This window comes from Rhodovastum atsumiense, from assembly GCF_937425535.1.
Classification (GTDB): Bacteria; Pseudomonadota; Alphaproteobacteria; order Acetobacterales; family Acetobacteraceae; genus Rhodovastum; species Rhodovastum atsumiense.
Genome location: NZ_OW485601.1, coordinates 2,483,092 through 2,498,391, shown reverse-complemented (window position 1 = coordinate 2,498,391; position 15,300 = coordinate 2,483,092). Strand labels below are relative to the sequence as shown.

Below are 15,300 nucleotides of genomic sequence, written 5' to 3'. Positions count from 1 at the left end.
GTCATGACCGCATCGCCCCGCTACGAACCCTCGTAGACGACTTCGAGCGACGGCTTCGCCACCACCGGCGCACCGCGCATGTCCTCGTCCGAGGCCGGGTCCAGCACGACGTCACGGCCGACGGTCTCGCCCTTGAACAGGCCGAGCAGGTCTTCCTGCGACAGCGGGTGCGGGCGCACCGGCGGTGCCTCGGCCACCTGGATGGCCAGCGCCTCGAACATCGCGCCCCACGGGCCGCCGGGCCGGCCGACGATCTCGTAGGCGGCGCTCTTGCGGCGGATATCCTCGTTGGCGGGAATGGCGGCGAGCACGGGAATGCCGGCCTTGGCGGCGAAGGCCTGCGCTTCCCCGGTGTGGTCGTCCTTGTTGATCACCATGCCGGCCACGCCGACATTGCCGCCGAGCTTGCGGAAATAATCCACCGCCGAGCAGACATTGTTGGCGACATAGAGCGACTGCAGGTCGTTCGAGCCGACCACGATCACCTTCTGGCACATGTCGCGGGCGATCGGCAGGCCGAAGCCGCCGCACACCACGTCACCGAGGAAATCGAGCAGCACGAAGTCGAAGTCCCAGTCCTGGAAGCCGAGCTTATCCAGCGTCTCGAAGCCGTGGATGATGCCGCGCCCGCCGCAGCCGCGGCCCACTTCCGGGCCGCCGAGTTCCATGGCGAACACGCCGTCGCGCTTGAAGCAGACGTCGCCGATGGTCAGCTTCTCGCCGGCCGCCTTCTTCTTCGCCGAGGTCTCGATGATGGTGGGGGTGCTGCGCCCGCCGAACAGCAGCGAGGTGGTGTCGCTCTTGGGGTCGCAGCCGATCAGCAGCACGCGCTTGCCCTGCTGCGCCAGCATGTAGGACAGGTTGGCGAGCGTGAAGCTCTTGCCGATGCCGCCCTTGCCGTAGATGGCGATGATCTGGGTCTTCTTGGTGGGCTCGCCGCTGGCCGGTGCCTCCGGCTCGATGGACGCTTCCGCTTTCAGTTCGTCGTGCATTTTCTCGTGCGGCCGCGCAGAGCCGGGTACGGTGAATGGTGCGTTCATGCTTGGACCCCCCTCCAGTCCAGGACCATTTTCAGGCAAGCGGGATCGCCGAAGGCCGTCTTGTAGGCGGTCTCCGCCTGGGTCGCGTCCCGCCGGTGCGTGATGAGGCCGTCGAGCGAAAGCCGCCCGGCCTCGACCAGCTCTTTGGTCGCCCGCAGGTCCGGCTCGCGCCATTCCGCGGCGATACGAAGGCGTGCTTCCCGCATGAACGCGGGCGGGAAGGCAAAGGAGAGGGGTTGGCTGTAGAAACCCGCCAGCACGACCTCGCCACCGGGGGCAAGGCGCGCGATCAGGCTGTCGAGAATGGCGGAATCGCCGCTGACGTCGATGATCGACCGGTAGTCGCGGCGCAGGTCGGCATCGGGTTCGAGAACGGTGTAGCCGTCAGCCCCGGCCATGCGGTCCTTGTTGCGCTCCCACACCACCGGGCTGCCGCCCAGGGCCACCACGACCCGCGCCACCAGGCGGCCCAGCACGCCATGGCCGATGACGAGGTCGGGCAGTGCCGCCCCGGGAGCGGCGACGGCATGATAAGCGGTGGCGGCGAGCGCCAGCAGCACGCCCTGCTCGCCGAGCGTGTCATCGATCGGGATCACCCGCGCCGCCGGCACAACCAGGCGGGAGGCGGCGCCGCCGAACAGGCCACGGATCTCGCCGTAGCATTTCGCGCCGGGGACGAACACGCGCTGGCCGGGCCGCAGCCCCGCGCGCGCACCCACTTGGCTGATCCGGCCAACGGATTCATAACCAGGCACGAGCGGGTAACCGAGCCCGGGAAAACTCGGCATCCGTCCGGTGTAAAGAAGGCGCTCAGTCCCCGTGCTGATGCCGCTCCACTCGATGTCGACGACCACGTCCTCCTCGGTGGGGGGAGTCAGGTCGATACGGCTCAGTGAGAGGCGCTCCGGGGCGTTCAGCACCACGGCGATGGTGTCCATGAGGACTCCAAATTCCCAGTCCCGGTCTGCTTCCGGCGTCGATGTCAGCCTACATTGACGTTCGGTAATGTCAAGGCGGATTTACAGCAACCTGACCGGAACCTGACATTGTTGCAACCATGACGCTGGTCAGCATCGGGCTGCGTGTCGGGATTCTGCGGATCACCGAAAAGCCTGCGGATTTCAGCAAGGTTTCAATCGCGGCCGGCGTTCGCGGCCGGCCGCGCCCCATGGCGAACAAATAAAGCCCGAAATAGGCGTCGCCCACCGCCTCGGCGCCCGGCGTGCCGGACATCGGCTCGGCGATCAGCAGCGTGCCCCCCGGCGGCAGGGCACGATGCACCGCCCGCAGCAGGGTCAGCACGGTGGCATCGTCATGATCGTGGATGATGCGCACCAGCGAAACGATATCGGCCCCCGCAGGCAGCGGATCGAGGCGGAAATCCCCCGCGACGGCGCGTGCCCGCCCCTCCAGCCCCGCCGCGGCGAACCGTGTGGCGGCGCTGGCGGCGACCGGCGGCAGATCAAACAGCGTCAATTGCAGCGCGGGCGCCCGGGCAGCGGCGGCAATCAGGAAGGTACCATTGCCGCCGCCGACATCGAGCAGGCAGCGATGGCGCTGCAGCGGATAGGCGTCCAGCACCTCGGCCGCGATCATCGGCTGGGAAGCCGCCATCAACGCGGTATAGCCGGCCACCGCTTCCGGATCGCGGGCGACGGCGGCATCGCTGCCCGCATAAGGCCAGTAACGGCCAAGTTCCGTCGTCGGGCGCTCGCCGCGCAGCAATGCCACCGGATCGGCAAGATCGGCATAGAGCATGGCGTGATGCTCCACCATGGCGGCAATGCCGGCATTGCCCACCAGGGCAGCGCCGAGCCGGCCGAGCCCGTAGCGGCCCACGCCGCGCCGCGACAGCAGCCGCAGCGCCACCGCCCCGTCCAGCAACCGCGCCGCCGCCTCCGGCGGCATCCCCATCCGTGACGCCAGGACATCCAGCTCCTGCGGCGCCCCCTGCAGCATGTCGAACACGCGCAGCCGCACGCAGGCATACAGGATCTGCGAATAGACAAAGCCCGCCACGAGATCGAACAGCGCCTGCGCGTCACGGCGGGCGATGCGGCGGGTCAGCGGGAACCCGGCCGCCCAACGCTGGAACCGCGGATCGCCGAGCACGCGGTCGCGCCAGCCAAGCAGCCGGTCACGCAGGTTCGTGGAAAATGGCATGCGCAGGGACTTCCCTACCGGGCCAGTCCGGATGCCAGGACGCGCGAGTGCCGACCACGGCAACACAACCGAACCCAACGCGGCCTTGCCGCGGCCTCGGACCCTACCGAGGACGCGGGTGACCGGCATCGGCCGGGCGTGACGGGATCAGCCCTGCCGCGCCCGGATCGCGTCCGGCGCGGCGCAGGCTCAGGCGGCCGCGGCCGCCAGCTTCGGCGGCACCAGCCGCTGCGATTCGCTGAGGATATGGGCGCGCAGTTCGGCCGCCCCCGGGCAATCCGGGATCGCGGCGACGGCGCCGGCAGCGAGATCCTTCAGCCGCGCCAGCGCGCCCTGCATGCCAAGCTGTGCCACCGCGCTCGGCCGCCCCAGCGCCGCGTCCTGGCCGATCGGCTTGCCAAGGTCCTCACGGCTGGAAGCGACGTCGCGGATGTCGTCGGCGACCTGATACGCCTCGCCGAGCCGCTCGCCGAGCAGGCGCCAGGGTTCCGCCTCCATGCCCGCGGCCGCCGCCCCCATCACGGTCGCGGCGGCGAACAGCGCGCCGGTCTTTTCCTGCTGGTATTCGGCAAGGTCGATCACCGGCTCGCATTCCCAGGCCTGGCCGGCGATGATGCCGGAGGGCGCGCCGACGGCGCGGCCGAGCGTCAGCATCAGGTGAGACAACCGCTCCGGCCGGCTGACCGTGGCCCAGGCAAGCACCTGGAACGCCATGACGATCAGCGCGTCACCGGCCAATACCGCAATCTGTTCCCCGAAAGCCTTGTGAACGGCGGGTTTCCCCCGACGTATGTCGGCGTCGTCGAAGCAGGGGAGGTCGTCGTGCACCAGCGAACCGCAATGCATCAACTCGATCGAAGCCGCGGCGGCATCGGTGATCGCCGGCTCGTCGTCGCCGCAGGCGCGCGCAACGGCCAGGCAAAGCCGCGGACGGATGCGTGCGCCGCGCGGGAACACGGAGTAATGCATGGCCTCGGCCAGCTTCGGCGGACCGCCCAGGCCCTCGGCTCGTGCCACGGCAGCCGCCAGGGCCCGTTCGATTCGCGAAGTCGCATCCATGGAAGCGCGCCTCCCGCCGGTGCGTAGGACTGTCAAGTTGGGTTGTCAGTTACAAGTGTCATGCCGTATGGACAAGCGAGTCAACGACATTCTTTCGGGGGCAATCAGACCTTGCGCACCAGCCGCGTCGCTGTAATCGGGGCTGGGGTGGGGGGCCTCGTCGCCGCCCTCGAACTCGCCGCCCAAGGCATCGAGGTGATCGTGCTGGAGCGCGCACCGACACCGGGCGGCAAGCTGCGGGAGCTTGCGGTCGGCAATGCCCGCATCGATTCCGGCCCGACCGTCTTTACCATGCGTTGGGTGTTCGAGGAAATCTTCGATGCCATCGGCGAAACCCTCCCGGCGCACCTGGACCTGCAACCGGTCGACGTGCTGGCCCGACACGCCTGGGACGGGCACGCAAGGCTCGACCTCCATGCCGATATCGACCGCTCGGCCGAGGCCATCGGCACGTTCGCCGGCGCGGCCGAGGCGCGCGGCTACCGCGATTTCTGCGCCCGGGCGCAACGGACCTACGCCACGCTCGAGCATTCCTTCATCCGTGTGCAGCGGCCGACCCTGCCGCAATTGACCGCGGCGGCGGGCATCCGCGGCATCGGCGATCTGTGGCGGCTGTCACCCTACACCACTCTGTGGAAAGCCCTGTCCGATCATTTCCGCGACCCGCGGCTGCGGCAATTGTTCGGGCGCTATTCCACCTATTCCGGCTCCTCGCCCTTCCAGGCCCCGGCGACGCTGATGCTGATCGCGCATGTCGAGCAGGAAGGCGTCTGGCTGGTGCAGGGCGGCATGCAGCGCATCGTCACCACCCTGGCCGACCTGGCCACCGCCCGCGGCGCGACGGTGCGCACCGGCGCGGAGGTCACCGAGGTGCTGGTCGCGGGGGGGCGCGCCTGCGGCGTGCGCCTGGCCGGCGGCGAGCGCATCGAGGCCGACGCGGTGATCGCCAATGCCGATGCCGCCGCCATCGCCGCCGGGTTGCTCGGCCGTGGCGCGGCCGCGGCGGCGCCGGGCGCGGACCGGGCGGAGCGGTCCTTCTCGGCGGTCACCTGGTCGATGGTGGCCGAAACCGCGGGCTTCCCGCTGATGCGCCACAACGTATTCTTTTCGTCCGACTATACCCGCGAATTCGACGACCTGCGGCGTGCCCGGCTGCCCGCCGGCCCCACCGTCTATGTCTGCGCGCAGGACCGCGACGCCGCCGGCGGCGCCCTCCGTGGCCCGGAGCGGCTGCTCTGTCTGGTCAACGCGCCGGCCGTCGGCGATACGCGGCCCTTCACCGCATCGGAGATCGCGCTATGCGAGGAGCGGACTTTCACCCACCTTCGGCGTTGCGGCCTGACCGTGCACCGGCGCCCGGAAGCGACGGTGGTGACGACGCCGGCGGGGTTCGAGCGTCTGTTCCCACGCACGGGCGGGGCGCTGTACGGGCGGGCGGTGCACGGCTCGACGACCTCGTTCCAGCGGCCGGCGGCGCGCAGCCAGGTGCCGGGGCTTTACCTGACGGGGGGCAGCGTGCATCCGGGCCCGGGCGTGCCGATGGCCGCGATGTCGGGCCGGCTGGCGGTGGCCAGCCTGCTCGCGGACCTCGCTTCGATGCAGCGGTTGCACCGGGTGGCTATGCCTGGTGGTATGTCGATGCGCTCAGCGATGACGGGCGGCACGGGCTCACGCTGATCGCCTTCATCGGCACGGTGTTCTCGCCCTATTACGCCTGGGCGCGGCGGCGCGGCGGCGGCGATCCGCTGCAGCATGCCGCGGTGAACGTGGCGCTGTACGGCAGCGGCGGCAAGCACTGGAGCATGACCGAGCGCGGCCGTGGCGCGGTGCAGCGCGATGCCACGACGCTGCAGATCGGCCCGAGCGCGCTGGAATGGGACGGCACCAGCCTCACCATCCGCATCGACGAGGTGGCGGTGCCGCTGCCGGTGCGCATCCGCGGCACGGTGCGGGTGCATCCGCAGGCGCTCGCCGGCCAGCCGTACCGGCTGGATGCCGCCGGCCGGCATCACTGGACGCCGATCGCGCCCTGCGCCCGGGTCGAGGTGGCGCTGGACCGGCCGTCCCTGCGCTGGAGCGGCAACGGCTACCTGGACTCCAACAAGGGCGACGAGCCGCTGGAGGCCGCCTTCAAGCGCTGGGACTGGTCACGCGCGGCGCTGCGACGTGGCACGGCGGTGCTGTACGACGTCACCCGCCGCGACGGTGCCGGCCCGCTGATGGGCCTGCGCTTCGATCCGTCGGGTGGGGTCGAACCCTTCGATCCCCCGCCTTTCGTGACGCTGCCCGGCACGTCCTGGCGGGTGCAGCGCGGCACGCGGGCCGATGCCGGGCGCGGCGCCCGCGTGGTGGAGACGCTGGAGGATACACCCTTCTACGCGCGCTCGGTGCTGGAAACGCACTTGTTGGGCGAAACCGCCACGGCGGTGCATGAAAGCCTGTGCCTGGACCGCTTCCGTTCAACCTGGGTGCAGGCCCTGCTGCCCTTCCGGATGCCGCGTGCCTTGCGCTGACGCCGCGCAGCGCGAATGGGTTCCAAGGGCCTTGTGGCCCTTGGTGGGGTCGAGGGGCAAAGCCCCTCGCCTTGCTTCCGGTCAGCCTTCTCCCGGCTGACCGCTGAAGGTAACGATGATTTCCTCGTCGCGCACCACGAACTGGCAGGCCAGCCGGTACGGCGGCGGGATGTCGCGCACTTCCGCGTCCTCGATCTGGGCCTGGGTGATCCGGCCCATTTCCTTCAGCCTGTCCTTTTCCTTCTCGGTCAGGGCCATTCCCATCTTGGGCTTGCCCTCGACGTAATCGACCTTGATCAGACAGGAGCCACACTCGCCGTCGCGGCAGTCATGCGGCAGTTTGACGCCGTTCTTCTCGGCGACGCTCAACAAGGTATGGGTATCGCCGGCGGTCGCATAGGCGCGCACATCGCGGTGCAGGGTGGGGGACGTGAAAGTCACGACTGGCATTTTACTCTCCTGTGGAGGGTGTGCGCCGGCGTCCCAAGTGAAGGCTTTGCCTTCCTGGCTTTACGTGCCTTCTTTTTGTACGGAAATGTTCCAAGTACTTCCGGCCGGCGCGCGTTGATCTGGATCAACGCGCGCACGGGGGAAGATCAGCGCGACCAGGCGATCTCGAAGACGCAGGCGTGGCCGCCCTTCGCCTCGCAACTGGTTTCCGTCACACGGGAACGCCGATGCACCAGCACGCGGAAGAGTCGTTCAAACGTGCCGGCGTAGAAGTCGCAGAGCGGCTCCTGCGCCGTGGCGCCGCGGCAGATCGGGCAGCGCGCGATCGTCACGCGCACCGGCCGGCCGGTTTCGGCGGTAAAGCTGCCGCTGCCCGCGAAGGTCCAGGCGTGGCGGCTGATGGCATTGAGCAGCACGCGCGCGGCCAGTAACGGCGGCAGGATGTGCAGCAGCCATTGCACCGGTCGCGGGATGCGATGTGCCAGCAGGTAATCGGCGGTGCGCACCCCTGCCGCGAAGGCGATCTCGTGTGCCCGCGGCAGCCCGAGAGTGGCGCGCAACGCCTGTTGCAACGCCGTAACCTCGGTTTCGTCGACCATGCGCTCGGGCATGGCGGCGAGGTAATGGTCCAGTCCGGCGGCGCGGAAGAGATCGGCCGTGGCCGCCTCCCCCGCTTCCGCACGCAACACCTCGGCCACCCGGATGATGGCGTTGGGCCCGATCCGCGCCGGCCCGTCATGGGCCGGCGCATCGGCATGCAGCGTCACGCGACGCCGCCCCGGCTCAGGGCTGGGCCGCTTGCTGCGGCGCGGCCTTCGGCGCCGCAGCCGCTTCCTCGGGTTCCTCGTAGACCAGGTCGTTCGGCGCGCCGCAGGCGGAGACCGGGACTTCCTTGATCCGCCGCTGCGGCTTTTCCTGGTAGACGAGGTCGTTCGGCGCGCCGCAGGCGGAGATCGCCACCTTGGGCGTGCCCTTGAAGTCGATGTCGGCGGCCAGTTCCGGACGCGCCGTCTTCAGCTCGGCGATCTGCTCGCGGGTCAGCACCCTGGTCTCGTCGAAGCCGAGATCGACCTCAGCCGACATACCCTTGTACTTGATACGCTCGAGATCGTAGAAGCGCTTCTCCCAGGTGGTCTTGGCGAAGGCCTTCAGGCAGCCGAGCATGTATTTCCGCTTGTACTTGTCGCGGATCCACGGATAGCTGAAGAAGGTCTTGCGCATGTAGAAGCGCGCATAGTTCTTCAGCACGCCCTTCAGCACCTGCTCGCGGGTCATCCCCTCGGGCTTCATGATGGGCGTGACGAAGTTGTACTTCGAGTAGTCGCGCACCTCGACCTTGTCGCCGAGATCCTCGAACAATTCGGCGAAGGGCCAGGGCGTGTAGCAGTTCCAGTTGACCATGTCGGGGGCCCAGTCCAGCGCCAGCCGGTAGGTTTCCTCGATGGTCTCCGGGGTCTCGTTCTCGAGCCCCATGATGAACTGGACCTCGGCGACGATGCCGGCGTCCTTGAGCAGCTTCACCGCGAGCTTGTTCTGCTCGACCGTGGTTTCCTTGCGGAACAGGTCAAGCTTGAGCTGCGCCGCCGCCTCGGTGCCGAGCGAGACATGCACCAGCCCCGCCTTGCGGAACATCGGCAGCAGGTCGCGGTCGCGCAGGATGTCGGTGACGCGGGTGTTGATGCCCCACTGCACCGGCAGGTTGCGCTCGATCAGCGCCTCGCACAGGCGGATGAACTTCTTGCGGTTGATGGTGGGTTCCTCATCCGCGAGGATGAAGAAGCCGACCTTGTGCTCCTTGACCAGTACCTCGATCTCGTCGACGAACTTCTTCGGATCGCGGGTGCGGTACTGGCGCCAGAACTTCCACTGGCTGCAGAACCGGCAGGTAAAGGGGCAGCCGCGCGCGAAGTTCGGCACCGCCACGCGGCAGTTCAGCGGCACGTAGATGTATTTGTCCCATTCAAGCAGGGACCAGTCCGGCGTCAGGCTGTCGAGGTCCTTGATCACCGGATGCGCCGGCGTCGCGACCAGTTGCCCGTCCTCGAGGAAGGCGAGCCCCTTGATCTCGCGCCGCTGCGCCAGATGCGTGCCGTCCTTGATCGCGCGCATCAGGTTGACGCAGATCTCCTCGCCCTCGCCGCGGACGATGTAGTCGATCCACGGCGCCTCGCTGAGCACCTGCGCATACATGAAGGTCGGGTGGATGCCGCCGAGCACGGTGACCGCGTTCGGCGCCGCTTCCTTGGCGATCTTCAGGGTCGTCTGCGCCTGGTAGATCATCGGCGTGATGGCGGTGGCCATCACCACGTCCGGCTGGTTCTGCCGGATGATCTCGCGCAGGCGGTCGTCGTCGATGTAGTTGGTCATCGCGTCGACGAAACGGATATTTTCGATACCCGCTGCCTTCAGCGCGCCACCGACATACGCCACCCAGCCCGGCGGCCAGTTTCCGGCGATCTCGGCGCCGCCTGCGTGATAGTTTGGCTGGATCATCAGCACGCGCATGAGCGACCTCCCGCCGGGCTTCTACAATGGAATTGGCGGGAACTAACCGCTCCCCGCCTCGCCTTCCTTGATCCAGGTCAAGCTGTTCCGCATCGGACCGCGAGGCGGGTTAAGAATTCTCCATGCGGCGACTGCGAACTTCGGTGAAGCGCAACGGCTCAGCGTGGCAGCGGGATGATGCGGTAGCGGGTGTTGATCGAGAACCACACGCCGTAGCCGAGCAGCATGAACAGGAAGCCGCCCAGATCGAAGAAGGAGAAATGACGGCCGCCATCGACAGCCATGTAGGACGCGGTCACCTCAAGTGCCGCCAGCACCAGGACGATCTGGATGATCGGCCGCATCGCCAGGGCAAAGCCCGCGAGCGAGGACATCTTCGGCGTCACGCCCGCCGCCACAGCCGCATGCCAAGAGGCGATCGCCGCACGACGCTTGCGCAGCGCGGAGAAGATCATCCACGCCCCGGCTGCAAACAGGATGGCTCCGGCCCAGTACCGCATCGCTTTTCCCCTTTCTGATGCGGCGCCGGGGCAGGGTGCGCCCTTACTGGGCGATTTCCACCGCCCGTCGCCGCTGTTCCGGCTGCTCCATGCGTTCGAGACGTTCGAGCTTGTCGAAGAGCTGCAGCACCCACGCGACCTTGTGGCCAACGGACGGCTCGGGCACTTCGGGAAACAACGGCCCGCTTTCGCGCGGCGGCGGTGCGTTGATGATCGCATCCACCAGGAAACGCGCCTCTTCCACCGCCGGCCGCTTCGCGTTGCGCGAGACGCCGACCGGGCCGGCGAGCGCGCGCGCGAGCAGCCGCGCCTTGCGGCTGCCCGACACCACGGCGCGGCGGGAGACGGAATCGTAGCCGGCCCGCGCCACCTCGCGGCCGATCTCCGCATACAGGTAACGCGCTGCCCAGATGCCGGGCTGGCAGGCGAGCGGCAGGCAGGCAATGCCGGCACCAGCGCGGGCGTAGAATTCGTCGGCGGCATCGAGCAGGCGCTTCACCACGCCGCCGAGCGCCTCGGTGAAGACCGGCCGCGCCAGGAACGCATCCGGGTCGATGCCGGCCTCGCGCAGCCATTGCCGCGGCAGATAAAGACGGCCGTTGCGCGCATCCTCGCCGACGTCACGGGCGATGTTGGAAAACTGCATGGCGATGCCGAGATCGCAGGCACGCGCCACCACGTCCGGGTCGCGCACCCCCATCAGCATCGCCATCATCGCGCCGACGGTGCCGGCCACGCGCACCGAATAGGCGGTGACGCCGGAGAAATCCTCGTAGATCCGCCCCTCGGCGTCCCAGGCGAAACCTTCCAGCAGGGCCGCGGGAATTTCCTTGGGGATGCCGAAGCGCGCGACGATCTCGGCGAAGGCGCGGTCGGCGGCGATCGGCACGGGCCGGCCGACATAGGCGCGGTCGAGCCGTTCGTACAGCCGCGCCAGCGCACCAGGCAGGTGGCCGTCGATATCGATCGCGTCGTCGGCGACGCGACAGAACGCATAGAGCGCGATGGCCGGGTCGCGCACGCTGCCCGGCAGCAGGAAGGATGCCGCGAAGAAGGACCGCGAACCGCCGCGCAGCAAGGCGCGGCAGGCGGCAAGATCGGCCGCGGTGGCCGGGGAACGTTCAGGTGAAGACACGTACATCCGGGACCACCCTGTCGAGAACCCGCGCGGAGGACAAAACGCCGGGCACCCCAGCTCCGGGATGCGTTCCGGCACCGACGAGGAAGAGGTTCTCGACGTCTTCGCTTTTGTTATGCGGCCGGAAATAGGCGCTCTGCAGCAGCACCGGTTCCATGCCGAAGCCCGCGCCTTTGAAGGAGAGCAGCCGGTCGCGGAAATCCTGCGGCGTGGTGACGCGGGAAGCGACGACGTGCTGCTCGAAGCCCGGGATCAGGTTGGCGTCGAGATAGCGGGCGATCGCCTGCCGGTAGGGTTCGGCCTGCTTCGCCCAGTCGATGTCGGCATCCAAATGCGGCACCGGCGACAGCGCGTACCAGGTGTCGCAGCCCTCCGGCGCCAGCGACGGATCGGTCGCCGTCGGCCGGTGGATGTAGAGGCTGAAATCCTTCGCCAGCACCTTGCGATCGAAGATGTCCTTCAGCAGGCCCTCGTAGCGCGGGCCCAGCATGATCGTGTGGTGCGGCACGTCGTCGTAGCGGCGGTTGGTGCCGAAATACCAGACGAACAGCCCGGTCGAGTAGCTCATCCGCTCGACCTTGCGGTCGGTCCAGCGGCGCCGCACGTCGGGCGGCAGCAGGTGCCGGTAGGTCCAGGCGGAATCGGCGTTGGAGACGACGATATGCGCCGCGATCTCCTCGCCCGTGGACAGCCGCACGCCAACGGCCCGGCCATCCTTGGTCATGATCTGCGACACCTCCGCGCCGTAGCGGATGGCGTTGCCCTGCGTCTCGATCAGCTTGACCAGGCCGCGCACCAGCGCGCCGGTACCGCCGATCGCCCAGTGGATGCCCCAGCGCTGCTGCAGCGATTCGATCATGCCGTAGATCGAGCTGACCCGCAGCGGATTGCCGCCGATCAGCAGCGGGTGGAAGCTCAGCGCGATGCGCAGATGGGGGTGCTTCACATAGCCCGAGACGATCGAGAACACGCTGCGCCAGGCCTGCACGCCGATCAACGCCGGCGCCACCCGCGCCATGTCGGTCAGCGCGCCGAACGGGACGTGGCCGAGTTCCTCGAAACCGACGCGGCACAGCTTGCGGCTGAGCTGCATGAAGCGGTCGTAGCCCTCGACGTCCTCGGGCGAGATGCGCGCCACTTCCGCCCGCACCTTCGCCGGGTCGCCGCAGACATCGAACAGCGTCCCGTCGTCGAAGCGCAGCCGGTAGAACGGGTCGAGCAGCCGCAGGTCGACATCGTCTTCGAGCTTGCGCCCGGCAAGCTGCCAGAGTTCCTCCAGCAGCCAGGGCACGGTGATGATGGTGGGCCCGGCATCGAAGGAGAAACCATCGATCCGGTGCACATAGGCGCGCCCGCCCGGCGCATCGAGGCGTTCGAGCACGGTCACGCGATAGCCGCGCGCACCCAGGCGCACAGCCGCCGCGAGGCCACCGAATCCGCTGCCGATGACCACCGCGTGGGGGGCCGGGCCGGCGTGTCCCGCGCCCGTCAGCGCGGATGCGTGTGTCAGGTCGAGCATGCGGGACGAGTGTAACACCAACTTGACACCCCCCGCCAGTGCCGGCGTGGCTTTTTGGTAATGCCGCAGCAATATCGCCCCCACGGCGCCAGGGCTGAGAACCGCCTCATGGAATGCGCGCGAGGCGACATCACGTCGCCATGCGCGTGACCATGCGGCGGATGGTGCGCAGGCCCAGCGCCGCCAGTCCGGCCACGATCGGCACCGCGACCCCCATCGCCAGCTCGGGATCCACGTACAGGCCGGCCGCCTTCGCGCCCTTGGCCGCATAGCCCACCAGCCCGACCACGTAATAGGTCAGGGCCGCCACCGACAACCCCTCCACCGTGGTCTGCAGGCGGAGCTGGATCTTCACGCGCCGGTTCATCGATTCCAGCACGGCCTGGTTCTGTCGCTCCAGCGTGACATCCACCCGCGTCGACAGCAGCCCGGTCGCCCGCGCCACGCGAAGTGACAAGGATTCCTGCCGTGCCGCCACCGCCGCACAGGTATTCATCGCCGGGGCCAGTCGCCGTTCCGTGAACTCCCGGAAGGTCTGCAGCCCCTCGATGCGCTGCTCACGCAGTTCCTCGATGCGGCGCTGCACCAGCTCGTAATAGGCCGCGGCGGCGCTGAAGCGGTACAGGTTGTCCGCTTCCCGGCTCTCGATCGCCGCCGCCAGCCGGGTCAGCCGGTCGAGCATCTCCGCCTCATCCTCGGAGGCGACATCGATCAGCGAGGCCGCGATCCCGGCCAGCTCGCGCTCGCGCGCGGCCAGATAGGGCGCCAGTTCCCGGGCCACCGGGAAAGCCAGCAGCGCCAGCATGCGGTAGGTGTCGATCTCCAGCAGCCGCTGCACCATGCGGCCGGCCTGGCGATGGGTGGTGCTGCGGTCCAGCACCAGGATGCGGCCGAACCCGTCCGCGTGGATGCGGAAATCGGTCAGCGCCGTCGCCGCCCCGTCCGCGAGCTGGGACCCGACCAGCACGTTGCCGCCGAACAGCTTCGTGGCGATCCCGTCGGTGTCGAGCGGCCCGCGCTTGCCGGAAACCAGCGCCACATGGGTCGCGGTCATCACCTGCCCGGACAGCGTGGCGATCCAGTCCGGCGGCACCGCCGCGATCGCCGGCTCGGCGAAGGGATCCTGCTCGTTCGCCCCGGGCGTGCTGAACAGATAGCGGGTGAACTCGGTATGCTGCTCCCAGCGCACCCGGAAGTTACCCAGGTCGGTGCTGAAATAGGTCGACCCAAGCGGCGGCGGCTCGACGTCGAGCCGCTCGCACAAGTCGCGGATCGGCCGCCAGCCCTCCTCGCGCGACATCCCCTCGGAAAACAGCGCCATGTAGGACAGCCGCAGCGGCGGGCGCAGCGCCTCCGGCGGGCGGGCATGCACCTCGTCATTCAGCTCGCGGCGCTGCGGATGGTCGGAGGGGAGGGCAATGCGTTCCAGCAGGGTGTCAGGCATGGGAGCTCTCCGTATGCGGCGCCGGCAACAGGCCGCTCTCGGTGGCCAGTCGCAGGATCAGTGCGGCGATCTGCTCGGGGTCCTCCTCGTGCGCGAGATGGCCGAGCCTCGGGATGGGGACGACACGCGCCGAGGATAGCAGGGCCTGCACGCGCTGCGCATCCGATGCCGGGATGGTGCGGTCGTTATGCGCCGCCACCAGCACCAGCGGCACCGCCAGCCGGGGCAGATCGCGCTCCAGCGGGCGCAGGTCCCAGTTGGCCATCATCGCCAGCCCCGCGGCGGCATGACCGGGGCTACGAATCAACCTTCGATAGAAATCCACCTGCACCGGCTCCAGGTTCGAGCCGGTGGCACGCAGCAACTGCTCGACCACCTTGCGATCATTGGCCGCCCGCCAGGCGAACAGCCTCGGCGCCAGCGAGGTCGCCGTCAGCAGCCGCGCGATCGGTGAGAACACATGGCCGGGAATGCCGCGCAAAGGCAGCAGCGCGCCGTTGAGGCTGACCAGCAGCCGCGCCGGCAGATGCCCGTCCAGCGCCATGCGCGCCAGGATCGCCGCGCCCGCCGAATGGCCCGCGGCGACCACCGGCCCGGCGCCCAGCGTGTGCAGCAGTTCGGTGACCAGCCCGGCCATGCCGGGCAGCGACAGGCGCTGCGGCGCCGGCGCCTCGGTGAAGCCATGGCCGGGCAGGTCCGGCGCGATCACCCGGAATTGCCGCGCCAGCAAGGGGGCCAGCCCGCGCCAGGAATGGGTGGCGGCGCCGGTGCCATGCAGCAGCAGCAGCAACGGCCCCTGCCCCAGCTCCTGCACATGCCACCGCAGGCCGCCCGCGCGCACGAAGCGGCTCGCCTCCCGGTTCGGCCAATCCCGCCCGTCCCGCTCCCAAACCGGTCTGTCTGCCATCACATCCGCCGCACAGGTGAACACCACGCCTCGCCCTCCCGTCAGCGGATCCGCGCGCGGGG

The 15,300-nt window shown here is 68.9% G+C and carries 14 protein-coding genes; 2 read left to right on the top strand and 12 right to left on the bottom strand.

Translation table 11 applies throughout. From position 1 onward, the window contains the following. Window positions 1-20: 20 nt before the first annotated feature. The 4 genes from NBY65_RS11450 to NBY65_RS11435 form a co-directional block, all read right to left on the bottom strand. The gene (locus NBY65_RS11450) at window positions 21-1,040 is read right to left on the bottom strand and encodes a chlorophyllide a reductase iron protein subunit X (RefSeq protein WP_239002731.1); all 1,020 of its coding nucleotides are present in this window, start codon (window positions 1,038-1,040) and stop codon (window positions 21-23) included. After that, window positions 1,037-1,978, bottom strand: a complete 942-nt coding sequence (bchC, locus tag NBY65_RS11445) for a chlorophyll synthesis pathway protein BchC (RefSeq protein ID WP_150040112.1) — start codon at window positions 1,976-1,978, stop codon at window positions 1,037-1,039. The genes NBY65_RS11450 and bchC overlap by 4 nt, the downstream gene beginning before the upstream one ends. A 70-nt stretch (window positions 1,979-2,048) precedes the next feature. Further along, on the bottom strand, window positions 2,049-3,203 hold the full coding sequence (locus tag NBY65_RS11440) for a methyltransferase (RefSeq protein ID WP_150040113.1): 1,155 nt from the start codon (window positions 3,201-3,203) through the stop codon (window positions 2,049-2,051). A gap of 189 nt (window positions 3,204-3,392) precedes the next feature. After that, the gene (locus NBY65_RS11435; RefSeq protein ID WP_150040114.1) at window positions 3,393-4,262 is read right to left on the bottom strand and encodes a polyprenyl synthetase family protein; all 870 of its coding nucleotides are present in this window, start codon (window positions 4,260-4,262) and stop codon (window positions 3,393-3,395) included. A gap of 111 nt (window positions 4,263-4,373) precedes the next feature. Here NBY65_RS11435 and crtD point away from each other — a divergent pair, with 111 nt between their 5' ends. Together crtD and NBY65_RS11425 are read left to right on the top strand one after the other, a co-directional pair. Further along, window positions 4,374-5,939, top strand: coding sequence for a 1-hydroxycarotenoid 3,4-desaturase CrtD (crtD, locus tag NBY65_RS11430; RefSeq protein WP_203330429.1), 1,566 nt, complete (start codon window positions 4,374-4,376; stop codon window positions 5,937-5,939). 17 nt (window positions 5,940-5,956) lie between these two features. Further along, window positions 5,957-6,775 (top strand): carotenoid 1,2-hydratase, encoded by an 819-nt coding sequence (locus tag NBY65_RS11425; RefSeq protein ID WP_203330430.1) that lies wholly within the window; start codon window positions 5,957-5,959, stop codon window positions 6,773-6,775. An 81-nt stretch (window positions 6,776-6,856) separates the two neighbouring features. Here the strand turns inward: NBY65_RS11425 and NBY65_RS11420 are convergent, their stop codons facing one another. The 8 genes from NBY65_RS11420 to bchO all read right to left on the bottom strand — a co-directional run bounded on the left by NBY65_RS11420 (window position 6,857) and on the right by bchO (window position 15,238). Then, window positions 6,857-7,225, bottom strand: a complete 369-nt coding sequence (locus NBY65_RS11420; RefSeq protein ID WP_150040116.1) for a 2Fe-2S iron-sulfur cluster-binding protein — start codon at window positions 7,223-7,225, stop codon at window positions 6,857-6,859. Window positions 7,226-7,371: 146 nt separating this feature from the next. Then, complete coding sequence (gene bchJ / locus NBY65_RS11415; RefSeq protein ID WP_150040117.1) at window positions 7,372-7,992, bottom strand: bacteriochlorophyll 4-vinyl reductase; 621 nt, start codon at window positions 7,990-7,992, stop codon at window positions 7,372-7,374. A 16-nt stretch (window positions 7,993-8,008) separates the two neighbouring features. Continuing rightward, on the bottom strand, window positions 8,009-9,730 hold the full coding sequence (gene bchE, locus NBY65_RS11410; RefSeq protein ID WP_150040118.1) for a magnesium-protoporphyrin IX monomethyl ester anaerobic oxidative cyclase: 1,722 nt from the start codon (window positions 9,728-9,730) through the stop codon (window positions 8,009-8,011). 158 nt (window positions 9,731-9,888) lie between these two features. Continuing rightward, window positions 9,889-10,230: a hypothetical protein gene (locus NBY65_RS11405; protein WP_150040119.1), complete on the bottom strand. Its 342-nt coding sequence runs from the start codon at window positions 10,228-10,230 to the stop codon at window positions 9,889-9,891. Window positions 10,231-10,273: 43 nt separating this feature from the next. Next, window positions 10,274-11,365: a phytoene/squalene synthase family protein gene (locus tag NBY65_RS11400; protein WP_239002732.1), complete on the bottom strand. Its 1,092-nt coding sequence runs from the start codon at window positions 11,363-11,365 to the stop codon at window positions 10,274-10,276. After that, window positions 11,352-12,905 carry a phytoene desaturase gene (locus tag NBY65_RS11395; protein ID WP_338110402.1) on the bottom strand — a complete coding sequence of 518 codons (1,554 nt, stop codon included), beginning with the start codon at window positions 12,903-12,905 and terminating at the stop codon, window positions 11,352-11,354. The genes NBY65_RS11400 and NBY65_RS11395 overlap by 14 nt, the downstream gene beginning before the upstream one ends. A 112-nt stretch (window positions 12,906-13,017) precedes the next feature. Next, complete coding sequence (locus NBY65_RS11390) at window positions 13,018-14,331, bottom strand: DUF3422 family protein (RefSeq protein ID WP_203330431.1); 1,314 nt, start codon at window positions 14,329-14,331, stop codon at window positions 13,018-13,020. After that, on the bottom strand, window positions 14,324-15,238 hold the full coding sequence (gene bchO, locus NBY65_RS11385; RefSeq protein ID WP_150040121.1) for an alpha/beta fold hydrolase BchO: 915 nt from the start codon (window positions 15,236-15,238) through the stop codon (window positions 14,324-14,326). The genes NBY65_RS11390 and bchO overlap by 8 nt, the downstream gene beginning before the upstream one ends. Window positions 15,239-15,300 lie beyond the last annotated feature (62 nt).

Bases quoted from the DNA above. Each gene is read 5' to 3' on its own strand.
- NBY65_RS11435 (WP_150040114.1), bottom strand. From the start codon at position 4,262: ATGGATGCGACTTCGCGAATCGAACGGGCCCTGGCGGCTGCCGTGGCA.
- bchO (WP_150040121.1), bottom strand. From the start codon at position 15,238: ATGGCAGACAGACCGGTTTGGGAGCGGGACGGGCGGGATTGGCCGAAC.
- NBY65_RS11405 (WP_150040119.1), bottom strand. From the start codon at position 10,230: ATGCGGTACTGGGCCGGAGCCATCCTGTTTGCAGCCGGGGCGTGGATG.
- bchC (WP_150040112.1), bottom strand. From the start codon at position 1,978: ATGGACACCATCGCCGTGGTGCTGAACGCCCCGGAGCGCCTCTCACTG.
- NBY65_RS11420 (WP_150040116.1), bottom strand. From the start codon at position 7,225: ATGCCAGTCGTGACTTTCACGTCCCCCACCCTGCACCGCGATGTGCGC.
- NBY65_RS11390 (WP_203330431.1), bottom strand. From the start codon at position 14,331: ATGCCTGACACCCTGCTGGAACGCATTGCCCTCCCCTCCGACCATCCG.
- NBY65_RS11450 (WP_239002731.1), bottom strand. From the start codon at position 1,040: ATGAACGCACCATTCACCGTACCCGGCTCTGCGCGGCCGCACGAGAAA.
- NBY65_RS11440 (WP_150040113.1), bottom strand. From the start codon at position 3,203: ATGCCATTTTCCACGAACCTGCGTGACCGGCTGCTTGGCTGGCGCGAC.
- bchE (WP_150040118.1), bottom strand. From the start codon at position 9,730: ATGCGCGTGCTGATGATCCAGCCAAACTATCACGCAGGCGGCGCCGAG.